This is a genomic window from Albidovulum sp., from assembly GCF_041919395.1.
Taxonomy (GTDB): domain Bacteria; phylum Pseudomonadota; class Alphaproteobacteria; order Rhodobacterales; family Rhodobacteraceae; genus Albidovulum.
Genome location: NZ_JAYRTX010000021.1, coordinates 1 through 21370, shown reverse-complemented (window position 1 = coordinate 21370; position 21370 = coordinate 1). Strand labels below are relative to the sequence as shown.

21 protein-coding genes are annotated in these 21370 nt (G+C 68.0%); 17 read left to right on the top strand and 4 right to left on the bottom strand.

Annotated features, from left to right (window positions below; all coding sequences use genetic code 11):
- Positions 1-105: 105 nt before the first annotated feature.
- Entirely contained in the window at positions 106-993 is an 888-nt protein-coding gene (gene hemF / locus ACMUOO_RS05710; protein ID WP_413854919.1) for an oxygen-dependent coproporphyrinogen oxidase, read from the top strand.
- A gap of 18 nt (positions 994-1011) precedes the next feature.
- Positions 1012-1305, top strand: coding sequence for a chorismate mutase (locus tag ACMUOO_RS05705; protein WP_413854918.1), 294 nt, complete (start codon positions 1012-1014; stop codon positions 1303-1305).
- On the opposite strand, the gene ACMUOO_RS05700 is transcribed toward ACMUOO_RS05705, so the two are convergent.
- Both ACMUOO_RS05700 and ACMUOO_RS05695 read right to left on the bottom strand, forming a co-directional pair.
- Complete coding sequence (locus tag ACMUOO_RS05700) at positions 1256-2686, bottom strand: sensor histidine kinase (RefSeq protein WP_413854917.1); 1431 nt, start codon at positions 2684-2686, stop codon at positions 1256-1258. The genes ACMUOO_RS05705 and ACMUOO_RS05700 overlap by 50 nt on opposite strands.
- Positions 2687-2688: 2 nt before the next feature.
- Positions 2689-3360: a response regulator transcription factor gene (locus ACMUOO_RS05695; RefSeq protein WP_301917831.1), complete on the bottom strand. Its 672-nt coding sequence runs from the start codon at positions 3358-3360 to the stop codon at positions 2689-2691.
- 235 nt (positions 3361-3595) lie between these two features.
- Between ACMUOO_RS05695 and ACMUOO_RS05690 the strand changes: the two genes are divergently transcribed.
- From ACMUOO_RS05690 to ACMUOO_RS05680, 3 genes are all read left to right on the top strand, one after another.
- The gene (locus ACMUOO_RS05690) at positions 3596-4750 is read left to right on the top strand and encodes a Do family serine endopeptidase (protein WP_301917830.1); all 1155 of its coding nucleotides are present in this window, start codon (positions 3596-3598) and stop codon (positions 4748-4750) included.
- A 142-nt stretch (positions 4751-4892) separates the two neighbouring features.
- Positions 4893-5816 (top strand): TIM barrel protein, encoded by a 924-nt coding sequence (locus tag ACMUOO_RS05685; protein ID WP_301917829.1) that lies wholly within the window; start codon positions 4893-4895, stop codon positions 5814-5816.
- A gap of 13 nt (positions 5817-5829) precedes the next feature.
- Entirely contained in the window at positions 5830-6999 is a 1170-nt protein-coding gene (locus tag ACMUOO_RS05680) for a Gfo/Idh/MocA family protein (RefSeq protein WP_301917828.1), read from the top strand.
- Positions 7000-7004: 5 nt separating this feature from the next.
- Here the strand turns inward: ACMUOO_RS05680 and ACMUOO_RS05675 are convergent, their stop codons facing one another.
- Positions 7005-8009 (bottom strand): Gfo/Idh/MocA family oxidoreductase, encoded by a 1005-nt coding sequence (locus tag ACMUOO_RS05675; RefSeq protein WP_301917827.1) that lies wholly within the window; start codon positions 8007-8009, stop codon positions 7005-7007.
- The gene (locus ACMUOO_RS05670; RefSeq protein ID WP_301917826.1) at positions 8006-8164 is read right to left on the bottom strand and encodes a hypothetical protein; all 159 of its coding nucleotides are present in this window, start codon (positions 8162-8164) and stop codon (positions 8006-8008) included. Before ACMUOO_RS05670 ends, ACMUOO_RS05675 begins: the two co-directional genes overlap by 4 nt.
- A 108-nt stretch (positions 8165-8272) precedes the next feature.
- Here ACMUOO_RS05670 and ACMUOO_RS05665 point away from each other — a divergent pair, with 108 nt between their 5' ends.
- From ACMUOO_RS05665 to ACMUOO_RS05610, 12 genes are all read left to right on the top strand, one after another.
- The gene (locus tag ACMUOO_RS05665; RefSeq protein WP_301917825.1) at positions 8273-9283 is read left to right on the top strand and encodes a LacI family DNA-binding transcriptional regulator; all 1011 of its coding nucleotides are present in this window, start codon (positions 8273-8275) and stop codon (positions 9281-9283) included.
- Positions 9284-9361: 78 nt separating this feature from the next.
- Positions 9362-10390 carry a LacI family DNA-binding transcriptional regulator gene (locus tag ACMUOO_RS05660; RefSeq protein ID WP_301917824.1) on the top strand — a complete coding sequence of 343 codons (1029 nt, stop codon included), beginning with the start codon at positions 9362-9364 and terminating at the stop codon, positions 10388-10390.
- A gap of 251 nt (positions 10391-10641) precedes the next feature.
- Positions 10642-11583 carry a sugar ABC transporter substrate-binding protein gene (locus ACMUOO_RS05655; RefSeq protein WP_301917823.1) on the top strand — a complete coding sequence of 314 codons (942 nt, stop codon included), beginning with the start codon at positions 10642-10644 and terminating at the stop codon, positions 11581-11583.
- A 111-nt stretch (positions 11584-11694) separates the two neighbouring features.
- Positions 11695-12768 carry an ABC transporter permease gene (locus ACMUOO_RS05650; RefSeq protein ID WP_301917822.1) on the top strand — a complete coding sequence of 358 codons (1074 nt, stop codon included), beginning with the start codon at positions 11695-11697 and terminating at the stop codon, positions 12766-12768.
- A gap of 34 nt (positions 12769-12802) precedes the next feature.
- Positions 12803-13573, top strand: a complete 771-nt coding sequence (locus ACMUOO_RS05645; protein ID WP_367891179.1) for an ATP-binding cassette domain-containing protein — start codon at positions 12803-12805, stop codon at positions 13571-13573.
- A 20-nt stretch (positions 13574-13593) separates the two neighbouring features.
- Complete coding sequence (locus ACMUOO_RS05640; protein WP_301917820.1) at positions 13594-14493, top strand: sugar phosphate isomerase/epimerase family protein; 900 nt, start codon at positions 13594-13596, stop codon at positions 14491-14493.
- Positions 14494-14503: 10 nt separating this feature from the next.
- On the top strand, positions 14504-15514 hold the full coding sequence (locus ACMUOO_RS05635; protein ID WP_301917819.1) for a Gfo/Idh/MocA family protein: 1011 nt from the start codon (positions 14504-14506) through the stop codon (positions 15512-15514).
- Positions 15515-15523: 9 nt separating this feature from the next.
- The gene (locus tag ACMUOO_RS05630) at positions 15524-16309 is read left to right on the top strand and encodes a TIM barrel protein (RefSeq protein ID WP_413854916.1); all 786 of its coding nucleotides are present in this window, start codon (positions 15524-15526) and stop codon (positions 16307-16309) included.
- Between the two features lie 75 nt (positions 16310-16384).
- Positions 16385-18295 (top strand): bifunctional 5-dehydro-2-deoxygluconokinase/5-dehydro-2-deoxyphosphogluconate aldolase, encoded by a 1911-nt coding sequence (locus ACMUOO_RS05625; RefSeq protein WP_301917817.1) that lies wholly within the window; start codon positions 16385-16387, stop codon positions 18293-18295.
- 58 nt (positions 18296-18353) lie between these two features.
- On the top strand, positions 18354-20189 hold the full coding sequence (iolD, locus tag ACMUOO_RS05620) for a 3D-(3,5/4)-trihydroxycyclohexane-1,2-dione acylhydrolase (decyclizing) (RefSeq protein WP_301917816.1): 1836 nt from the start codon (positions 18354-18356) through the stop codon (positions 20187-20189).
- 86 nt (positions 20190-20275) lie between these two features.
- A complete protein-coding gene (gene iolE, locus ACMUOO_RS05615) occupies positions 20276-21184 on the top strand; it encodes a myo-inosose-2 dehydratase (RefSeq protein ID WP_301917815.1) in 909 nt (302 codons plus the stop codon).
- A gap of 4 nt (positions 21185-21188) precedes the next feature.
- Positions 21189-21370 (top strand): hypothetical protein (locus ACMUOO_RS05610; RefSeq protein ID WP_413854915.1); only part of this gene is annotated, 182 nt, incomplete at its 3' end.

Genomic DNA, 21370 nt, shown 5'->3' with positions numbered 1-21370 from the left:
TGCCAAACCCCCCGGACTGAAATGTCGCAGAGTCCGGCCGGGTTCTGGCGGGGCGCGCGCGAAGCTGCTAGGCGGAGTGGTGCGATCCAAACAGGGAAAGCGATCATGCCAGATGACTTCGAAAGCAGGAAACTCCGCGCCGCGGCGTGGTTCCGCACGCTTCGCGACGAGATCGTCGCGGCTTTCGAGGCGCTGGAGGACACCGCCCCGCCACGGGAGGGCGACGCCGGGCCGGGCCGGTTCGAGGTAACCGAGACCCGGCGAACGGCAGACGGCGGAGGCGATGCCGGCGGCGGGCTCATGAGCGTGATGCGGGGCGGTCGCGCGTTCGAGAAGGTGGGCGTCAACGTCTCGACGGTCCATGGCATGCTGGGCGCGCGGGCGCAGGCGGCGATGGCCGCGCGCGGCATTCCGGGCATGGCGGAGGATCCGCGGTTCTGGGCCTCCGGCATCAGTCTCGTCGCCCACATGCAGAACCCGCATGTGCCGGCCGTCCACATGAACACCCGGATGTTCTGGACGCCCCATGCCTGGTGGTTCGGCGGCGGCGCCGACCTCAACCCCTGCATCGAATACCCTGCGGATACGCTGCATTTCCATGCCACGCTGGAAGCGGCCTGCGACGCACATGATCCCGGCTACTATCCCCGCTTCAAGTCCTGGGCCGACGAGTATTTCTTCGTCCCCCACCGGGGCCGCGCGCGGGGTGTCGGCGGCATCTTCTTCGACGATCTGAACACCGGCGGCTGGGAGGCCGATTTCGCCTTCACCCAGGATGTGGGCCGGGCCTTCCTGTCGGCCTTCGTGCCGCTGGTCGAACGTCGGCTCGGCACGCCCTTCGGCGCGGCCGAGCGCGACATCCAGCTTGTGCACCGTGGGCTTTATGCCGAGTACAACCTGGTTTACGACCGCGGCACGAAGTTCGGGCTGGAGACCGGGCACGACGCGAACGCCGTGCTGATGAGCCTGCCGCCCCTGGCCAAGTGGATCTGACGACGAGGGAGGACGGCAATGACGCCTTCGCAATGCAGTACCATGGCCGAGCTTCGCGCCGAGATCGACCGCATCGACGCGCGGCTCGTGGCGCTGCTGGCCGAGCGCGCGGGCTACATCGACCGGGCGGCAGAGCTGAAGCCGGCGCTGGGCCTGCCGGCGCGGATCGACGACCGGGTGGAGGAAGTCGTCGAAAAGGTTCGTGCCCGCGCCATGGCCGAGGCGCTCGACCCCGATCTGGCCGAGGCACTCTGGCGGCGGCTCATCGATTGGTCGATTGCGCGGGAGGAGGCGAAGATCGGCCGCGAGTAGCTTCCGCGCCCCCGTCTCGGCGTGCGGGGAACGCGATCCGCACCTTCAGCCCCGGTGCATTGTCGAGGAGCGCGAGTTCCGCCCCATGGTGTCGCGCCGTCGCGGCGACGAGCGCGAGGCCAAGCCCGTGGCCCGGCGTCGTCCGGCTGCGCTCCAGCCGGTAGAGCCGCCGCAGCACCTTCTCGCGCTCCTCCTCCGGAATGCCGGGGCCGCGGTCAGCCACCTCGAGCACCGGGCGGCCGCCTTCCTCAGCGGTGCGCAGGCTGATCGCCGTGCCATCCGGCGTGTGGCGGAATGCATTCTCGATGAGATTTGCGAGTGCCTGGCCGACCAGGCCCTTGTCACCCGAAACCGTGAGCGGCGCGGCCGAGAGGTCCAGGATCAGCGCGCGTCCGGCCTCTTCGGCGTCTGGCCCGTAGATCTCCGCGATACCCGCCGCCAGCGCGTTGAGATCGAAGGGCACCGAGGGAAGGCGGGTGCCACCGCCCTCGATCTGGGCGATGCGGAGGAGGCCCTGGAACACGGCGACGGCGCCCTCGGCCTCGGCCAGCGCGCGGTCCGCCAGCCCCGCCTCGCGGCTTCCAGTGGACAGGCCGTCGCGGAGGTCGTGCAGCAGGACCGTCATCCGCTGCAGCGGTGTCTTGAGGTCATGTGCGATGTCGGCGGAGACCTGTTTCAGTGCTTCGGTCGCGGCCTCCTGGGCCTCGGCCATGCGGTTGATCCGCGCGCCGATCCGGGCAAGGTCGTCGGCCCGGCCCGGCTCGGCCGGAATGCGGGTGTCGAATGCGCCTTCAGAGAGGCGGGAGAGCGCCCGCTCGATCCGTTCCACCCGCGCCCGGGCACGGGCGGCGAGCGCCGCGCCGATCCCGAGCGAGATCAGCACCGTGGGCCCCAGGCTGAGGGCGAGGAGCCCGAGAAAGGTGCGGCCAAGCTCGCGGATCGGCGTCAGGCTTTCGCCGATGATGAGCACGCCCCCCGCCTGCCGGTCGATGAGCGGCATGTAGCCGTCGCGGCCAAGCGGGCGGCCCTCCGGCATTGGCCGGATTTCCACGCCTTCGCCCGTTAGCCGCGCGTCGGCATTGCCGGTCACGCGGCCGTCGGGGGCGATGTAGGCGAAGACCCGGTGGGCCGGATCGGCCGCCTCGGCCGCCGCCGTCACCATGACCTCGGCCGCGCCGGGCGAGGCCGCAACCTCGAACCCGGCCATGAGCTGGGCAAGGTTGGCGCGCATTGCCTCCTCCGCGCTGGTCCTGAGGCTGAGGTAGGCGAGGCCGAGGGTGACGAGATTGACCACGGCGAAGACCGCGACGAGGCCCATGGCCTGGCGTACCGGCGTCGATCCCGCGCTGCGGCTCATCAGGCGGAAGAGGCGCGGCGCCAATGTCAGTCCTCGATCTTGTAGCCCGCGCCGCGAACGGTGCGGATCAGTTCGCGCCCGAAGGGCTTGTCCACCTTGGCGCGGAGCCGGCTGACATGGGTTTCGACAACGTTGGTCTGCGGATCGAAGCTGAGGTCCCAGACGGATTCGAGCAGCATCGTGCGCGTCTGCACCCGACCCTTGCGGCGCATCAGGTGTTCCAGGAGCGTGAATTCGCGGGGCAGGAGGTCTATCTCCTTGCCGGCGCGCGTCACCTTGCGGGCGATGAGGTCCATCGTCAGGTCTCCCGCCTTCAGCACGGTTTCCACCACCGGCTGCGCGGCACGGCGGCCAAGCACGTCGATCCGGGCGGAAAGCTCGCCGAAGGCGAAGGGTTTCACGAGATAGTCGTCGCCGCCCGCCCGCAAACCCTCGATCCGGTCGTCTACCCCGCCCATGGCCGTGAGGAAGAGTGCCGGCACAGTCACCTTGGCCGAGCGCAGCGCGCGGACGAGCGAAAGCCCGTCGAGCCCCGGCAGCATCCGGTCGACGATCAGCACGTCGTAGCCGCCCCGCATCGCCTGCGCGAGCGCCTCGCGCCCGTCGGTCAGGTGATCGACGACATGGCCTTCCTCGCGCAGGCCCCTCGCCACATAGGCCGCGGTCGTCGCGTCGTCTTCGATCAGGAGGAGCTTCATCGCGGCGGTCCGTCTTCTCGCTGGCCTCAACATGGGCGGGCCGGGCCGCTTTGTCACGCCGACGCTGCGGGGCGCTGACGCGAAGATTACATTTCGGTCAGTTTCGCCGATGGCTCGCGGCCGTGTGATGAAGCTTACGGAAATTCAACCCTGGCGACGGTCGGGTGCAAGGACGCCGCTCCAACTTGGCATCGTCCCCGGCAGCGGCCGGGCCCCCTCTTCGAAGGAGCAGACGATGACAATTCCCACCCGTTCCCGCACCCTGCGCATACCGGCGCTCGCGCTCGGTGCGCTCATGGGCGCCACGGCGCTGACCGCCGTCGCGCCCGCCCTCATGCCCGCGCCCGCCCATGCCGCGGCGGTCCAGCCCGGCGGCTATGTCGCGCTTGTCGAGAAGGTCGCGCCGGCGGTGGTCTACATAGAGGTCACTAAGGCGGTCGAGCAGCCGGCGATGACCCCTGGCAACATGCCCGAGGGTTTCCCCTTCGACGAGTTCATGCGCCGATTCGGGATGCCGATGCCGATGCCCGGGGATCCGCAGGGTCACGGAGGCGAGGTGCGCGGCGTCGGCACCGGCTTCATCGTCTCGGCCGACGGGCAAATCGTTACCAACGCCCATGTCGTCGATGGCGCGGATTCGGTGAAGGTGACTCTGTCCGACGGGCGCACCGTTGATGGCAAGGTGCTTGGACGCGATGCCGCGACGGACATCGCGCTGATCAAGGTCGAGGCTGGCGACAGCCTGCCGACGGTGGCCTTCGGGGACTCCACGCAACTGAAGGTCGGGCAGGACGTGGTGGCCATCGGCAACCCCTTCGGCCTTGGGAATTCCGTGACCTCGGGCATCGTCTCGGCGCTCGGCCGGGACATCAATTCGGGCCCCTTCGACAACTACATCCAGACCGACGCGGCCATCAACAAGGGCAACTCCGGCGGCCCCCTGTTCAACACCGACGGCGAGGTCGTCGGCATCAATACCGCCATCTTCTCGCCCACCGGCGGCTCGGTCGGCATCGGCTTTGCGGTACCCTCTGAGACCGCGTCCAAGGTCGTCGCGGCGCTGGCCGAGGGCGGCACGGTGGAGCGCGGCTTCCTCGGCGTGCAGATCCAGCCGGTGACGGAGGATATCGCGGCCGCCCTCGGTTTCGACAAGGCGAAGGGCGTGCTCGTCTCCGACGTGACCGCTGACACCCCGGCGGCGAAGGCCGGGATCACGCGGGGTGACATCGTCCTCAGCGTCAACGGGACAGAGGTGAACTCCCCACGCGACCTCACGCGGCTCATCGCGACGGATGCGCCGGGCGCCACCGTGACGCTCTCGCTCATGCGGGCAGGAAAACCGGTCGAAACCTCGGTCACGCTGACCAGCCGACCGGACCAGCCGGCCTGACCATCCCCCCGGTTCGGACGGCGGGCGGGCGTCCCTGGCGGGGCGCCCGCTTCGTCTTGGCGCTGATGAAATCTCGTCAGAGCGGCCCTTTCCTCGCGCCGGCGAAAGGCGCATTCACCGGGAAACCGAGCGCGAGGGGGCAATGGGCATCACTGTGACGACGGCACCTTGCTGCTGGGGCGTCGATGACGTGACGAACCCCAACCTTCCCGCATGGACCCGCGTCCTCGACGAGGCTGCCGCGGCAGGCTATGGCGGGCTGGAGCTTGGCCCCTATGGCTACGTGCCGCTCGACCTGCCCGTTGTGAGCGAGGCACTGACGGCGCGGGGGCTCTACATCGTCGCGGGCACGATCTTCGACGATCTGGTGGCGCCGGCGCGGCGCGCCGACCTCTTGCGCCAGACCCGCGAGATCTGCGCGCTGATCACCGGTCTGCCCAAGCCGCCCGTGGCGGGCGGGCAGCGCTACCCGGCGCCCTATCTCACCGTCATGGACTGGGGCCACGACGAACGCGACTTCGCCGCCGGCCATTCGGCGCGCGCGCCGAGACTGTCGGCGGAAGCCTGGGACGGGATGATGGCGACGATCCGCGCCATCGCAGAGGTTGCGAGGGATGAGTCCGGCGTGCGCGCCGTGGTGCATCCCCACGCCGGCGGCTACATCGAGTTCCGCGACGAGATCGACCGGCTCGCCGCCGACATCCCAGCGGATGTCGCGGGCTTCTGCATCGACACCGGCCACAGCCACTACGCCGGGATGGATCCGCTCGATACGCTCGCGCGCTACTGGAACCGGATCGACTACATCCACTTCAAGGACATCGACCGAACCGTGTTCGACCGCGTCATGGGCGAACGCATCCGCTTCTTCGAGGCCTGTGCGCAAGGCGTCATGTGCCCGATCGGCCGGGGCGTCATCGACTATCCGGCGATCCGGGCCTTTCTGGCCGAGAAGGGCTACGGCGGCTACATCACGGTGGAGCAGGAACGCGATCCGCTTAACGCGGCCGGATCGCTCGCCGATGTGAAGGCGAGCCGGGACTACCTGAAAAGCGTCGGATACTGAGGGAGGCAGGGCCATGATCGACGGCACCAGAAAGACGAAACGCGCGCTGCGCTGGGGCATGGTCGGCGGCGGGCGGGGCAGCCAGATCGGCTACATCCACCGTTCGGCGGCGCTGAGGGACGGGTATTTCGAGCTGAAAGCCGGGGCGCTCGACCTGAACGCGGCGCGGGGCGCGGCCTTTGCGGCCGACCTCGGCGTCGAGCCGGGCCGCGCCTATCCCGACTGGGGCGCGATGATCGCTGCCGAGGCGGCGCGCACGGACGGGGTCGAGGTTGTCACCATAGCGACGCCCAACAACACGCATTACGAAATCGCGAAGGCCGCGCTTCAGGCGGGACTGCATGTCATCTGCGAGAAGCCCCTTTGCTTCACCACCGCCGAGGCAGAGGAGTTGAAGGCGCTCGCCAGGACCAAGGGCCGGGTGATCGGCGTGACCTACGGCTATTCCTGCTACCAGACAATCGAGGAAGCGCGCGCGCTCGTCGCGTCGGGTGCGCTGGGCAAAGTGCGGCTGGTGAACCTCCAGTTCGCCCACGGCTTCCATTCCGCCCCGGTGGAAGAGGAGAACCCGGCGATCAGGTGGCGGGTGGACCCGAAATTCGCCGGGCCGTCCTACGTCCTCGGAGACCTTGCCACGCACCCGCTTTACCTCTCCGAGGTGATCTGTCCGGATCTCAGGATCAAGCGCCTGATGTGCGCGCGGCAGAGCTTCGTCGCCTCGCGCGCACCCTTGGAAGACAACGCGGTGACGCTGATGGAATACGAGGGCGGCGCCTTCGGCACGCTCTGGACCTCGGCCGTCAACGCCGGGGCGATGCACAGCCAGAAGGTGCGGATCGTCGGCGAGAAGGCGTCCATCGAGTGGTGGGACGAGTTCCCGAACCAGCTTCGCTACGAGGTGCAGGGCGAACCGCCGCGCATTCTCGACCGCGGCATGGACTATCTGAGCCCTGCCGCGCGCGCCGACGACCGGATCGGCGGAGGACACCCAGAGGGGCTCTTCGAAAGTTGGGCGACGATGTACGAACGCTTCGCCCGCGCCATCGAGGCCGCGAACGAGGGCCGCGCCCCGGACCCCGCCCTGCGTTACCCCGACGCGGCTGCGGGCGTCGCGGGCGTGCGCTGGGTGGAGAACTGCGTGCGCTCGGCCGATGCAGGCGGCGTCTGGGTGGACTACGCCTGACCGGATCAGGGCGTCCAGTCGGGCGTGAGCGTGACGGGTCGTCCCGTTCGGATGGAGGCAATCGCGGCCTCAGCCAGCCGCTGCGCCTCCAGCCCGTCGCGGATCATGGCCAGGGGCGGGGCGCCCTCGCGGATCAGCGCGGCGAAGGCTTCCATCTCCGCCCGGTAGGCTTCGGCGAAGCGGCTGATGAAATGGTCCATCGGCCGCTCCGTCCGCGCACCCTCCGGCCCCGCTATGCGGACATCGTTCGACGGGCGGTTGTCAACGAAGAGCACCTCGCGCGCGCAATGCGCCTCCAGCCGCTGGTCGTAGCCGAGCGGGCTGCGCCGGCTGTTGGCCATCTGCACCATCCGGCCCGAAGCGGAAACCATGTTGACCATGAGGCTGTCGATGTCGCCCTCGGCGGCGATGCCTGTGTCGAAGAGCGCGCCGCCGATGGCATGGACGGAGGCCATCTCCTCCCCCAGCATGTAGCGCGCCTGGTCGAAATCGTGGATCGCCTGGTCGCGCAGCATTCCGCCGGACCGCGCGACATAGGCGCGCGGTGGCGGCGCCGGGTCGCGCGTCTGCATCAGGAGCTGTTCGAGGGGGCCCGAGACGCAGGAGGCGATCCGCTCGCGCACGGCGCGGAAGTTCGGATCATAGCGGCGCTGGAAGCCGAGCATGGAGGGGATTCCCGAAGCCTCGACCGCCCGCGTGACGCGGGCAACGGTGGGGAAATCGAGGCTCACCGGCTTTTCGCAGAAGACGGCGAGCCCGCGTTCGGCGGCGGCCAGAAGAAGGTCGCCGTGGCTGTCGGTCGACGACGCGATGACGATGCCGTCGATGTCCGCGTCGGCCAGCGCCTCGGCCGCGGAACTGACGCGCGCGCGGGTCTCGCGGGCGAGGGCAGCCGGGTCGGTCCCGGGATCGACGAGATGGGCGACCTCGACCCCCGGAAGGGCCGCGGCGTTGCGGGCGTGCATGGCGCCGATGCGCCCCGCGCCGAAGATGGCGAGCCGGATGGTCATGTCGGCGCCTCCCTGATCTCGCCCACGGCGACCCAGCGCCGTTCCTCCACTGATTTCAGCATCGCGTCGACGCCGCAGGCCGTCTCGTGCCCGGCGGCGAAGTCGGGCCAGAGCGGCCCGCCCGCCCCGATCGCCCCGAACCGCAGCTCGCTCACCGCCCGTTCCTCCGGATCGCGCCGGTACGCGCCCGGCTTCCCCAAGGCTAGGCCGAGGTGTATCAGGCCGCCATCGCGGCGATGACGAGATTTACTCAAGGGGCAGGGATGGCGCGGAAGACGACGGCGCGGGACGTGGCGGAGGCGGCGGGAGTGTCGCCGGCGACGGTGGACCGGGTGCTGAACGGGCGCGGCGGCGTCTCGCCCGAGAAGGAGCGGCGCGTGCTCGACTGGGCGCGGAGCCTGAAGCTCGACCGGGCGCTGTCGCTGACGGCCGCCCGGACGCTCAGGATCGCCGCATTGATCCAGCCGCCCGTCAATCCGTTCCACGCCAAGCTCGCCGAGGAGATCGCCCGCGCGGCACCCGTGCTGGAGATGTTCAACATGCAGATCCGGGTGATCCACATCGCCCCCGCCGCTCCGGCGGAGATCGCGGCGAAGATCCTCGCGGCGATGCAGACCCATGACGCGCTGATCGTGAGCGCTGAGGAGGATGCCGGGATCGCCGCCGCATGCCGCGCCTTCGCGGGCAGGGGGCCGGTCGTGACGCTTGCCACCGACATCGCGGGCTCGGGGCGGCTGGGCTATGTCGGCCCAGACAACCGCCGCGCAGGCCGCGTCGCCGGCGACCTGATGGGCCGCTTCCTCGGGCCGGAGGGCGGCGATGTTCTGATGGTCGTCGGGATGCTGGCGATGCGCGGCCAGGCGGAGCGGGTCGAGGGCCTCGGCGCGGTCTTCGCGGAACGCTACCCCGCCTGCCGGATCGCCGGCCCGGTCGAAAGCCTGGAAGACGGCCGCCGCACCGGGACGCTGGTACGCGAGGCGCTGGTGCATCGGCGCGGGCTGCGCGGCATCTACCTTTGCACCGTGGGCGCGCGCGAGGTCGTCGCCGCGCTCAAGGCTGCGGGCCGGCGCGACGTGGTCCTGATCGTGCACGAGTTGACGGCAGAGCGGCGCGCGCTCCTGAAGGCCGGTGCCATCGACGCGGTGATCGACCAGAACCCGGAGGCGGAGGTGCGCGGCGCTATCGACCTTCTGGCGCATGCCTTCGGCCGGCGCGACGGGCCTGCCCCGACCCATCCGCCGATGATCCAGATCCACACGATCGAGAACTCATGACCGCAGGGCATGACGGGGATTGCAATTCTCATGCGGGATTGCTGATATGTTACATCATTTCTTCATGAGGTGTCCGTCATGGCGCGCGTCACGATTGCCGACCTGGCCCGCGAAGCCGGCGTGAGTCTCGCCACCGTGGACCGCGTCCTGAACGGGCGGCTGAAGGTGCGCGAGGAAACTGCGCTGAAGGTTCACGAGGCGGCGCAGAGGATCGGCTACCACGGCGCAAACGCGATCCGCAGCCGGATCCTCGCAGACCTGCCGGAACTGCATGTGGGCGTGATCCTGCAGAAGGAGCGGCACGCCTTCTACCGCGACTTCGCGCGCCAGATCGAGTCGCGGGTAGCCCGGGTGACCTCGTACCGGATGCGCGCGACGATCCGCTTTGCCGAGACCACTCTGCCCGGCGAACTGGCGGACCTCCTGCGGTCGATGTCGGGCAAGGTGCAGGCCGTCGCGGCCTCGGGGCTTGACCACCACGAGGTCACGGCCGCGGTGGCCGACCTGAAGGCGCGCGGCATCCCGACCTTCTCGCTGCTGTCCGACTTCGCCCAGGGCGTTCGGGAAAGTTACATCGGGGTCAACAACTTGAAGGTAGGCCGGTCGGTTGGCTGGCTGATGTCCAAGATCGCGCTGCGGCCGGGGAAGATCGGCATCTTCATCGGCGGGCACAGGTTCCACGGCCATGAGCTGCGCGAAACCGGGGTGCGCAGCTCGCTCAGGGAATATGCGCCGGACTTCGAGCTTCTGAACCCCATGATCAACCTCGAGGCGCGCCAGATCACCTATGAGGCGACGCTGGAGATGCTTGCAAAACACCGCGACCTCGTCGGCCTCTATTGCGCCGGCGGCGGAATGGAGGGCGCCATCACCGCTCTAAGGGAATCGGGCCGCGCCAGCGACGTCGTCCTGGTCGTGAACGAACTCACGGACGAGACGCGGCTCGCCTTGCAGGACCGGACCGTGTCCATCGTGATCAGCACGCCCCTGCCCGCAGTCTGCGAGGAGCTTGCCACGCTGATTCTCCATACCGTCGCGAACGGAATGGCCGAAACCCCCGGCCAGCGGTTCCTGCCGTTCCAGATCTGGACGCCGGAATCGTTGTGAATGATGTCGTTACATCATTATTGGCTTCATTTTACATCAGCAATGACGAGAATCCGCCAACATCGCCGTTGACCGATGGTGGCGCTATCGGGAATCCTCATCGCCGTGGCCGTGAGGAGTGAGGCGGCCGAGGGAGGTTCCGGAGTTTGCAGCGCATGGACCGCGTTTCGCGGCAACGTTTCGCATGCCCTGCAGATCTGCGGCCCCATCGTGACAATGGCCCGCAACGGGCCGTCTGTGGAGGAGCTACGATGAAGAAATTCCTGATCTCGACCGCGGTTCTCGCGTCCCTGGCCGGGGCGGCCTCGGCCGAGACGGTCGGCGTGTCGATGGCACTGTTCGACGACAACTTCCTGACCGTGCTGAGGAACGGCATCCAGAGTTATGCCGACGAGCAGGGCCACAGCGTCCAGATCGAGGATGCGCAGAACGACGTGGCCAAGCAGCTCGACCAGATCAACAACTTCATCGCCTCGGGCGTTGACGCGATCATCGTCAACCCGGTCGACACTTCGGCGACGCAAGCGATGACCGATGCGGCCGCTGCGGCGGGCGTTCCGCTCGTCTACGTCAATCGCCAGCCCGTCAACCTCGACACGCTGCCGGACAATCAGGCCTTCGTCGCCTCGAACGAGGTCGATTCCGGCACGCTCGAGACCATCGAGGTCTGCCGTCTTCTGGCCGAGATGGGCAAGACCGAGGCCAATGCCTATGTCATCATGGGCGAGCTGTCGAACCAGGCCGCCGTGCAGCGGACGCAGGACATCCACGACGTGATCGACGGCGGCAAATGCGCCGTCAAGCTCAACATCCTCGACAAGCAGACGTCGAACTGGCGGCGCGATGAGGCGCAGAACCTCATGACCAACTGGCTGTCCACCGGCACGGCCTTCGACGCGGTGATCGCCAACAATGACGAAAGCGCGATTGGCGCGATCCAGGCGATGAAGGCGGCGGGCATCGACATGGCCTCGGTCATCGTCGGCGGCGTCGATGCGACGCAGGACGCGCTTGTCGCGATGCAGGCGGGCGACCTCGACGTGACGGTGTTCCAGAACGCAGCCGCCCAGGGCTCGGGTTCGCTCGACGCCGCCGTCAAGCTCGCCAAGGGCGAAGCCGTCGACCAGGCCGTCTGGGTGCCCTTCGAACTCGTCACGCCCGCGAACATCAACGACTATCTCCAGAAGAACTGATCCGTCCGCGGATCACGTCGGGGCGGCGCGCTGCCGCCGCCCCGCCGGCCCTTCGGGAAACGTGCGACGCACATTCTCCGCGACATTGGCCGACATCGAAAGGTGACACGCATGGCACATACGACGCACGGTATCGGGGGGCTGACCTACGATCCGGCCAAGAAGGCACGCCCGCCCGAACTGAACGTCTTCGTCGCGCTCGTCCTGATCGTGGTCGCGTTCGAGGCGATCGGACGGCTGTTCCTCGGCGAGAGTTTCCTCTTCAACACCCGCGACAACGTTGACGCCATCTTCAACTGGCCGCGGCTCAACATCATCATCCTGCAGGTCTCGATCGTCGGCATCATCGCGGTCGGCGTGACACAGGTCATCCTTACCGGCGGAATCGACCTCTCCTCGGGTTCGGTCGTGGGCGCCACCGCGATGATCGCCATGAGCTTCGCGCAGACGGCGCTCGTCAATGGCAACCCCAACCCTAAGGCGATCTTCGGCGACTGGGCGATGGACCTGCCGGTGATCGTGCCGGTGCTCGTCGGCCTCGGCTGCGGCCTCGCGGCGGGGCTCGTCAATGGCGTCTTTATCGCCTACACGCGCATCCCGCCCTTCATCGCCACGCTCGGCATGATGGTCTTTGCCCGCGGCCTTTCCCGCTGGTGGTCGAACGGCAACCCGATCTCCTTCCCGACCGAAGGCTATGCCGCGATCGGCAAGGGGATGATGCCGGTTCTCATCTTCGTCCTCCTCGCGGTCCTCTTCCACCTCATCCTGACCTACACGGTCTATGGCAAGCACACCTATGCCATCGGCTCGAACGAGGACGCGGCACGGATGTCGGGGATCAAGGTCAACCGCCACAAGGTGCTGGTCTATTCGATCGCCGGCATGCTCGCCGCCATCGCCGCGGTCGTGCTGAGCTCGAAGAACCTGACCGCGCAGGCCGGCATGGGTGTCATGTACGAACTCGACGCCATCGCGATGGCGGTGATCGGGGGCATCTCGCTGAAGGGCGGGCGCGGCTCGATCCTCGGCACGGTGCTCGGCGCCCTGATCTTCGGGGTCATCATCTCCGGCTTCACCTTCGTCAAGCTCGACGCCTACTACCAGGAGATGGTGAAGGGCGTGATCATCGTCGGTGCCGTGGTGCTCGACCAGTGGCGGCAGCGCCGCTCTTCGGAACGGACGTAGGGAGGCCGGCATGAGCGAACTGAGGCTGCACGACATGGGCGACATCGTTCTCGAGACGCGGGACCTGACCAAGCACTACGGCGGGGTCCACGCGCTGGAAGGCGCCAACTTCATCCTGCGCAAGGGCGAGCATGTGGCGATCATGGGCGATAACGGGGCGGGCAAGTCCACCTTCGTGCGCCAGATCACCGCAGTCGAACAGCGCACCCGGGGCGAGGTGGTCTTCGACGGCCGCGCGGTGCATTTCGCGGGCCCCCTGGAGGCGCGGGAGGCGGGGATCGAGACCGTGTTCCAGAACCTCGCGCTGGCCGACGATCTCGACGTGCCATCGAACCTCTTCCTCGGGCGTGAGAAGGTGCTCTTCAATCTCGGGCCTTTCTCGATCCTCGACCGCAAGGCGATGCGCGAGGCGACGATGCGAGGGCTGGAGAAGACCGGGGTGAAGATACCGAACATCCTCAACACGATCCGCAACATGTCGGGCGGGCAGCGGCAATGCGTGGCGATCGCCCGCACCGCGGCCTTCCATTCCAAGCTGACGATCATGGACGAACCCACCGCGGCGCTTGGCGTGCAGGAGACGGCGCAGGTGGAAAACATCATCCGGACGCTGAAGAAGCAGGGCGAACCCCTGATCCTCATCAGCCACAACATGCGGCAGGTCTTCGACCTGATGGACCGGATCGTCGTGTTCCGGCGCGGCCGCATCTGCGCCAACCTCAACGTCGCCGAGACCAACCCCGAAGACGTCGTGGCCTACATCACCGGCGCGAAGACCGGCGCCGAATACGCCGACGTGGCCTGAGCTTCCGAAAGGACCGACCCATGAAGATCGCGCTTGATCCCTTCATGCACCGCCACCTGAGCCTTGACGAACTTCCCTTCAAGGTGAAGGAGCTTGGCTACGACTGGATCGAACTCAGCCCCCGGGGCGATTTCCTCGAATGGTTCAAGGCGCCGCGGGTCTTCCCGGACCGGGTGAAGAGCTTCAGGAAGGCGCTGAAGAAGGCCGGTGTCGGCATCGCCTCGCTCCTGCCGATGTACCGCTGGGCCTCGAACGACGAGGCTGAGCGGCAGGCCGCCGTCCGCCACTGGAAGCGCGCCATCGAGATCGCGGTGGAGATGGGCGTTGACACCATGAACTCCGAGTTCGGCCGGGGTCCGCACCCGGACAAGGGGTCCTGCTACTGCTGCCACACCGGCAGCATGATCGAGACCTGCGAGGACGCCTGGTGGCGGTCGATGGAGGAGCTTGTCCCGATCCTTGAGCGCGAGGGCATCAACCTGCACATCGAGCCCCACCCCGAGGACTGGTGCGAGACGATCCAGCCGGCGCTCGACATCATCCGCACGGTGAACTCGAAGCGGGTGCGGTTCCTCTACTGCGCGCCGCATACCTTCTATTTCGGCGACGACACCAAGGCGATGCTGCGCGCGGCGGCGGATGTGCTCGCCCATGTCCATGTGGGCGACACCTTCAACCACAAGGCCAGTTCCGGCCTGCGCTACATCCTGAACCCGCCGGGGACGCAAGCGCGCGTGCACCAGCACCTGAACATCGGCCAGGGCGAGGTGCCCTGGGACGACTTTTTCGGCACGCTCGCCGAGATCGGCTTCGACGGCATCATGACCGCCTGCGTCTTCGCCTGGGAAGACAAGGCCGACGCCTCGGGCCGCTTCATGCGCGCCGAAATGCAGCGCTACATCGACACGTATTGGAAGTAAGGGTCGGAAAATGACTTTGAGAATTGGGGTGATCGGCACCGGCGCCATCGGCCGGGACCACGCGCGGCGCATCCAGCAGGTGCTTTCGGGCGGCGAGATCGTGGCGCTTTCGGACGTGAACCGCGCCTCGGCCGAGGCCGTGCGCGCGGACATCGCGCCGAACGCCGAGGTCTTCGCCACGGGCGAGGAACTCGTCGACTCGCCAAAGGTTGATGCGGTGCTCGTCACCTCCTGGGGCACGACGCACGAGCAATATGTGCTGGCGGCCATCGCGGCGGGAAAGCCGTGCTTCTGCGAGAAGCCCCTGGCGACGACCGCCGAAGGCGCCAGGCGCATCGTCGATGCCGAGGTCGCCCGCGGCAAGCGACTGGTGCAGGTCGGCTTCATGCGCCGCTACGACGCCGGCTATGTCGCGCTGAAGGACGCGGTGCGGACCCATACCGGCGCGCCGATCATGGTCCATGCCGCGCACCGCAACCCCGCGGTGCCGGAGCAATACATCACGCCGATGGCGATCCACGACACGCTGATCCACGAGATCGACGTGTTCCGCTGGCTTCTGGACGACGACTACGTCTCGGCGCGGGTGATCTTCCCGCGCAAGGCGGCGCGGTCGCACGGGAAGCTTCGCGACCCGCAGATCGTGGTGCTGGAAACCGCCCGGGGCGTGGTGATCGACGTCGAGATCTTCGTCAACTGCCACTATGGCTACGACATCCAGTGCGAGGTGGTGGGCGAGGACGGCATTGCCCGGCTGCCCGAGCCGATGGCAATCCAGATGCGGCTCGACGCCAAGCTGCAGAACGCCATCCTGACCGACTGGAAGGACCGCTTCGTCGCTTCCTACGATGTAGAGCTTCAGGATTTCCTGAAGGCCGCCAAACTTGGCACTGCCTCGGGACCGACGTCCTGGGACGGGTACATGGCCGCCGTCACCTCCGACGCCTGTGTGCAGGCGCAGGAGAGGGATGGCGAGGCCGTCGCCATCCGTACCCCCGCGCGCCCCGCGCTATATGCCTGAGGTGATCCGATGCGCTTTGCCATGAACCATATCGCAGCGCCGAAACTCGCGCTGCCCGACTTCTTCGCCATGGCACGCCGGCTTGGCGCGACCGAGGTGGAGATCCGCAACGATCTGCCAGATGTCCTGGGCAGCTGGAAGCCCGCCGACGTGAAGGCGGCGGCCGAGGCGGCCGGCGTCACGATCCTGTCGATCAACGCGCTCTACCCCTTCAACGTCTGGAAGGGCGACCTGCCGGCGCGGGCCGAGAAGATGGCCGACTACGCCGCCGCCTGCGGTGCCCGGGCGCTGGTGATGTGCCCGCTCAACGACGGCACGCCCGTTGGCCATTCGGCGGTCGTGGCGGCGCTCGAGGCCATGGCGCCGATCCTGCGCGACCGGGGCGTGATGGGGCTTGTGGAGCCCCTGGGCTTTCCCGTCTCGTCGCTCAGGACCAAGCGCGAGGCAATCGCCGCAATCGAAGAGGCGGCGGGCTGGGACGTCTACCGGCTTCTTCACGACACCTTCCATCACCACCTTGCGGGCGAGACGGAGTTCTACCCGCGCCGCACGGCGCTCGTGCACATCTCGGGGGTGACCGATCCGGCGATCGCCGTGAAGGACATGCTCGACGCGCACCGGGTGCTCGTCGATGCCAGTGATCGTCTGGAGAACATCGCGCAAATCAGGGCGCTTCTCGCGGCAGGCTACGAGGGCCCCATCAGCTTCGAGCCCTTCGCGGCCGAGGTCCACGACTTGCCTGACCCCGAGGCGGCGCTGCGCGAGAGTATCGGCTTCGTGAGGGGCGCGGTCTGAGCCATCCGGGCGGGGGCGGCGGTGTCTCCCCGGCGCCCCCACCGAGGTATTTGGGGCAAGATGAAGGAAGCGGGAATGAAGACTTATGACCTCATCACGATCGGCCGGGCGGGGGTGGACCTTTACGGGGCGCAGATCGGCGGGCGGCTGGAGGACATGGGCTCATTCCGGAAGTATATCGGCGGGTCCCCGACGAACATCGCCTGCGGGACAGCGCGGCTGGGGTTGAAGTCGGCGCTGATCACGCGGGTGGGCGACGAGCATATGGGCCGATTCATCCGCGAGCAGCTGGAGCGCGAGGGCGTGGACGTGCGGGGGGTGAAGACCGACCCGGAGCGGCTGACGGCGCTGGTCATCCTCGGCATCCGCGACGAGGAGCAGTTTCCGCTGATCTTCTACCGCGAGAACTGCGCCGACATGGCGCTGTCGGAGGAGGACATCGACGAGGGGTTCATCGCCGAGGCGCGGTCGGTGCTGGCAACCGGTACGCACCTTTCCCATCCGCGGACCGAGGCGGCGGTCGTGAAGGCACTGAATCTCGCCCGCAAGCACGGGGCGAAGACGGCCCTGGATATCGACTACCGCCCCAATCTCTGGGGCGTGGCGGGGCATGGCGCGGGCGAGAGCCGCTTCGTGGAAAGCGCCAAGGTCACCGCGAAGCTGCAATCGACGTTGCATCTTTTCGACCTCATCGTCGGCACGGAGGAGGAGTTTCACATCGCCGGCGGCTCGACCGATACAGTGGCTGCGCTGCGGGCGGTGCGGGCCGTGACTGCGGCAACGCTTGTCTGCAAGCGCGGCGCGAAGGGTGCCGTTGCCTTCGAGGGGCCGATCCCCGAGAGCCTCGACTCGGGAGAGGCGGGGCCGGGATTCCCGATCGAGGTCTTCAACGTGCTCGGCGCCGGCGACGGGTTCTTCTCGGGGTTGATGAAGGGCTGGCTCGACGGCGAGACCTGGCCGCGCGCGCTCGAATACGCCAATGCCTGCGGCGCCTTCGCGGTTTCGCGGCACGGCTGCACGCCGGCCTATCCGAGCCTGGAGGAGCTGAGGTTCTTCCTGACGCGCGGCATCGTGCGGCCCGATCTGAGAAACGACGCGGAGCTGGAGCAGATCCACTGGTCCACCAACCGCAAGGGCGACTGGTCGAGCCTCAGGACCTTCGCCTTCGACCATCGCGCGCAGCTTGAGGAGATGGCAGGATACTCGGCCCGGAAGGGCGCCGCGTTCAAGGAGCTCTGCCTGAAGGCGACGCTGCGCGTGGCCGGCGGACGGCCGGGTTACGGCATCCTTTGCGACAGCCGGATCGGCCGGCGGGCGCTCCATGCCGCCTCCGGCAGCGGACTCTGGATCGGACGGCCCTGCGAATGGCCTGGCTCGCGGCCGCTCAGGCTCGAGCCCGAGCTTGGCCCCGATTGCGGCGGACTGGAGGAATGGGCCCGCGAGAATGTGGTGAAGGTGCTGTGCTTCTGCCATCCCGACGACACGGCCGCGGTCCGGGCCGAGCAGGAGGCGACGGTGAAGCGGCTCTTCGCGGCGGCGCGGCGTAACGGGCTCGAGTTCCTGCTGGAGGTCATCCCCTCCAAGGTCGCGCCGGTGGGCGACACCACGACGGCGACGCTGATCCGCCAGTTCTATGCGGCGGGAGTCTTCCCCGACTGGTGGAAACTCGAACCGATGAGGACGAAGGCGGCCTGGGAGAATGCCATCGCCGCCATCCGGGAACATGACCGCTACACCCGGGGAATCGTCGTCCTCGGGCTCGATGCGCCGGAGGCGGAACTCGCCGCCTCGTTCGAGGTGGCGGCGGGGTTCGATCTGGTGAAGGGCTTTGCCGTCGGCCGCACGATCTTCGGCGACGTGGCGCGGGGCTGGATGGCGGGCGATCTGGCCGATGCCGAGGCCGTGGCAGAAATGGCCCGGCGATACGCGCGGCTCTGCGATATCTGGGACAGGGCGCGGGCCGCCGCGCGGGAGAAGGCAGCATGAGCATGTTCAGCAGAAGCAGCAACCGGTTCCGGGGTTCGAACCTGCGGGGGAAGGCAGAATGAGCGGGACGGTGAGACTGACGGCGGCGCAGGCGATGGTGCGCTGGCTCTCGGTGCAGATGACGGAAGAGGGGACGCGCTTCATCGAGGGTGTATGGGCGATCTTCGGACATGGCAACGTGGCGGGGATCGGAGAGGCGCTGCACGGGATCGGCGCGGCACTACCGACCTGGCGGGGCCAGAACGAGCAGACCATGGCCCACGCAGCCATCGCCTATGCCAAGACGCTCAGGCGGCGGCGGGCGCAGGCGGTGACCTCATCGATCGGGCCGGGGGCCACCAACATGGTGACGGCGGCGGCGCTGGCGCACGTCAACCGGCTGCCCGTGCTCTTCATTCCGGGCGATGTCTTCGCCAACCGCCGGCCGGACCCCGTGTTGCAGCAGATCGAGGACTTCGACGATGGCACGGTCAGCGCCAACGACTGCTTCAGGCCGGTCGTGCGCTACTTTGACCGGATCGCCCGGCCCGAGCATCTTCTGACCTGCCTGCCGCGGGCGCTGGCGGTGATGACCGATCCGGCGAACTGCGGGCCGGTCTGCCTCGCCTTCTGCCAGGACGTGCAGGCGGAGGCCTACGACTACCCCGAGAGCTTCTTTTCGCCTAGGGTCTGGCGCATCCGCCGGCCGGAGCCGGACCCGCGCGAGGTTGCGGACCTGGCGGCGCTGATCCGCGCCGCGAAGACACCGGTGATCGTCTCGGGCGGGGGGGTGATCTATTCCGGGGCGGAGGCCGATCTCGCGGCCTTTGCCAAGGCGCACAACATCCCCTTGGTGGAAACCCAGGCGGGCAAGGGCGCGACGGGATGGGACAATCCCATGAACTTCGGCTCGCCCGGAGTCACGGGGTCCGACTGCGCCAACGCGCTCTGCGCGCGGGCCGATCTGGTGATCGGCGTCGGCACCCGGTTCCAGGACTTCACCACGGGAAGCTGGACCGTGTTCGGCAACCCGGAGCGGCGACTCGTCTCGGTCAACCTCGCGGGCTACGACGCGACGAAGCATGGCGCCGTGCCCTGCGTGGGGGACGCCAAGGTGGTGCTCGCCAGGCTTTCCGCCGCACTCGGATCGCACAAGGCGCCTGCCTTCGACCAAGACGCGCGGCTTGCTTGGCACGAGGCGGTGCGGCGCGTGACGGCGGCGCCCGAGGGCGAGACGAATGCCTTGCCCACCGATGCCCAGGTCATCGGCGCGGTGCAGCGGATGGCGACGAAGGACACGCTCGTGATGTGCGCGGCCGGCACCATGCCCGGTGCGCTGCAAGTCCTCTGGCAGGCGGCGGCAGGCGGCTACCACATGGAATACGGCTATTCGTGCATGGGCTACGAGGTCGCCGGTGCAATGGGCATCAAGCTCGCCGCGCCCGCGAAGGAAGTCGTCTGCTTCGTCGGCGACGGCAGCTACATGATGGCGAATTCGGAGCTTGCGACGGCGGTGATGCGGCGCGTGCCCTTCACCGTGGTCCTGACCGACAACCGCGGCTATGGCTGCATCAACCGGTTGCAGCAGGAATGCGGCGGGGCCGAGTTCAACAACATGTACAAGGACAGCAACGTCGAGGTGCAGCCCGAGATCGACTTCGTCTCCCATGCGCGGGCGATGGGTGCCCACGCGGAAAAGGCCGCGACCATCGCCGAACTTGAGGCGCGGATCGTCGCCGCGCGGGGCCGCGACATCCCCACAGTCATCGTCATCGACACCGACGCGGTGTCTGGCACCGGCGCGGGCGGACACTGGTGGGACGTGGCCGTGCCCGAGGCTGGCGGACCGGAGCGGCTGGAGCGGGCCCGGGCGAAGTACACCGCGCAGGTCAGGCGGCAGAACGTCGTGAACTGAGGCGGGGTGCGGAGGCGGGGCCCCCGGACGCCGGCGTTTTCGGGCCAGGAGGAGATTCTGGCCCCCGAAAAGAGAGAGACAGAGAGATGATCCTTTACGGCACCAACCCCATCGCCTGGTCGAACGACGACGACTGGTCGATCGGCGACCAGTTCACGCTCGACGACTGCCTGTCCGATTGCCGGAAAATCGGCTTCGACGGGATCGAGAAAGGCCACAAGATGCCCGACGACGGCGCGGCCCTGAAGGCCGCGCTTGGCGCCTACGGACTCCGGTTCGCGGCAGGCTGGTTCTCCACGAACCTTCTCGTCAACGACATCGAGACGGAGAAGGCGCGGCTCAAGGAATGGATCGACTTCACCAAGGCCGCGGGCGGCGATCACATCAACGCCTGCGAGTGCTCCAATACCGTCCACGGCAACGACAAGGTTGCGGTGAACGACCGGCCGATCCTGTCGGAGGCCGACTGGGACAGGTTCTCGCGCGGCTACGAGGCGCTTTCCAAGTTCGCGCATGATCATGGTGTGAAGATGGGCTACCATCACCACATGGGGACGATCATTGAAAGTGCTGCCGACATCGACCGGTTCATGGCGATGGCGGGCCCCTATACGCGGCTCCTGCTCGACACCGGGCACTGCACCTTCGGCGGTGCCGACCCGGCTGAGGTGGCGCGCAGGTACATGGACCGCGTCACCCATATCCACGCCAAGAACGTCCGGCCGGACATCGCCCGCGAGGTACGGGAAAAGGGGCTCTCCTTCCTCGAAGGGGTGCGCCGCGGGGCCTTCACCGTGCCGGGCGACCCCGAGGGTTGCGTCGCCTTCGAGCCGGTGCTGAAGATCGCGGCCGAGCACGGCTATCAGGGCTGGCTGGTGATCGAGGCAGAGCAGGACAGCGCCGTGCGCAATCCGTTCCACTACCAGGACATGGGCTTCAGGGCGCTGAGGCGGATGGCGCGCGAGGCGGGGCTCGACCGGGCGGAGGCCGCCTGACGCGATGGGGCGGGGCCTATACGACCTTGACCATCCCTGGTTCCGGCCGCTCTGGCGGCGCGTCCTCGTCGCCGGGACCGCGCTCGGCTGGGGTGTATTCGAGCTTGCGCAGGGCAGTCCGGGCTTCGCGCTTCTCTTCCTCGCGCTCGGCGCCTATGCGGCCTGGCGCCTCTTCGTGACGTTCAA

What these genes read in the sequence shown, in the direction of transcription:
- ACMUOO_RS05695 (WP_301917831.1), bottom strand. Translation starts at nt 3,360, where the DNA reads ATGAAGCTCCTCCTGATCGAAGACGACGCGACGACCGCGGCCTATGTG.
- iolD (WP_301917816.1), top strand. Translation starts at nt 18,354, where the DNA reads ATGAGCGGGACGGTGAGACTGACGGCGGCGCAGGCGATGGTGCGCTGG.
- ACMUOO_RS05630 (WP_413854916.1), top strand. Translation starts at nt 15,524, where the DNA reads ATGCGCTTTGCCATGAACCATATCGCAGCGCCGAAACTCGCGCTGCCC.
- hemF (WP_413854919.1), top strand. Translation starts at nt 106, where the DNA reads ATGCCAGATGACTTCGAAAGCAGGAAACTCCGCGCCGCGGCGTGGTTC.
- ACMUOO_RS05675 (WP_301917827.1), bottom strand. Translation starts at nt 8,009, where the DNA reads ATGACCATCCGGCTCGCCATCTTCGGCGCGGGGCGCATCGGCGCCATG.
- ACMUOO_RS05655 (WP_301917823.1), top strand. Translation starts at nt 10,642, where the DNA reads ATGAAGAAATTCCTGATCTCGACCGCGGTTCTCGCGTCCCTGGCCGGG.
- ACMUOO_RS05645 (WP_367891179.1), top strand. Translation starts at nt 12,803, where the DNA reads ATGGGCGACATCGTTCTCGAGACGCGGGACCTGACCAAGCACTACGGC.
- ACMUOO_RS05650 (WP_301917822.1), top strand. Translation starts at nt 11,695, where the DNA reads ATGGCACATACGACGCACGGTATCGGGGGGCTGACCTACGATCCGGCC.
- ACMUOO_RS05705 (WP_413854918.1), top strand. Translation starts at nt 1,012, where the DNA reads ATGACGCCTTCGCAATGCAGTACCATGGCCGAGCTTCGCGCCGAGATC.
- ACMUOO_RS05635 (WP_301917819.1), top strand. Translation starts at nt 14,504, where the DNA reads ATGACTTTGAGAATTGGGGTGATCGGCACCGGCGCCATCGGCCGGGAC.
- ACMUOO_RS05680 (WP_301917828.1), top strand. Translation starts at nt 5,830, where the DNA reads ATGATCGACGGCACCAGAAAGACGAAACGCGCGCTGCGCTGGGGCATG.
- ACMUOO_RS05625 (WP_301917817.1), top strand. Translation starts at nt 16,385, where the DNA reads ATGAAGACTTATGACCTCATCACGATCGGCCGGGCGGGGGTGGACCTT.
- ACMUOO_RS05660 (WP_301917824.1), top strand. Translation starts at nt 9,362, where the DNA reads ATGGCGCGCGTCACGATTGCCGACCTGGCCCGCGAAGCCGGCGTGAGT.
- iolE (WP_301917815.1), top strand. Translation starts at nt 20,276, where the DNA reads ATGATCCTTTACGGCACCAACCCCATCGCCTGGTCGAACGACGACGAC.
- ACMUOO_RS05690 (WP_301917830.1), top strand. Translation starts at nt 3,596, where the DNA reads ATGACAATTCCCACCCGTTCCCGCACCCTGCGCATACCGGCGCTCGCG.
- ACMUOO_RS05665 (WP_301917825.1), top strand. Translation starts at nt 8,273, where the DNA reads ATGGCGCGGAAGACGACGGCGCGGGACGTGGCGGAGGCGGCGGGAGTG.
- ACMUOO_RS05640 (WP_301917820.1), top strand. Translation starts at nt 13,594, where the DNA reads ATGAAGATCGCGCTTGATCCCTTCATGCACCGCCACCTGAGCCTTGAC.
- ACMUOO_RS05685 (WP_301917829.1), top strand. Translation starts at nt 4,893, where the DNA reads ATGGGCATCACTGTGACGACGGCACCTTGCTGCTGGGGCGTCGATGAC.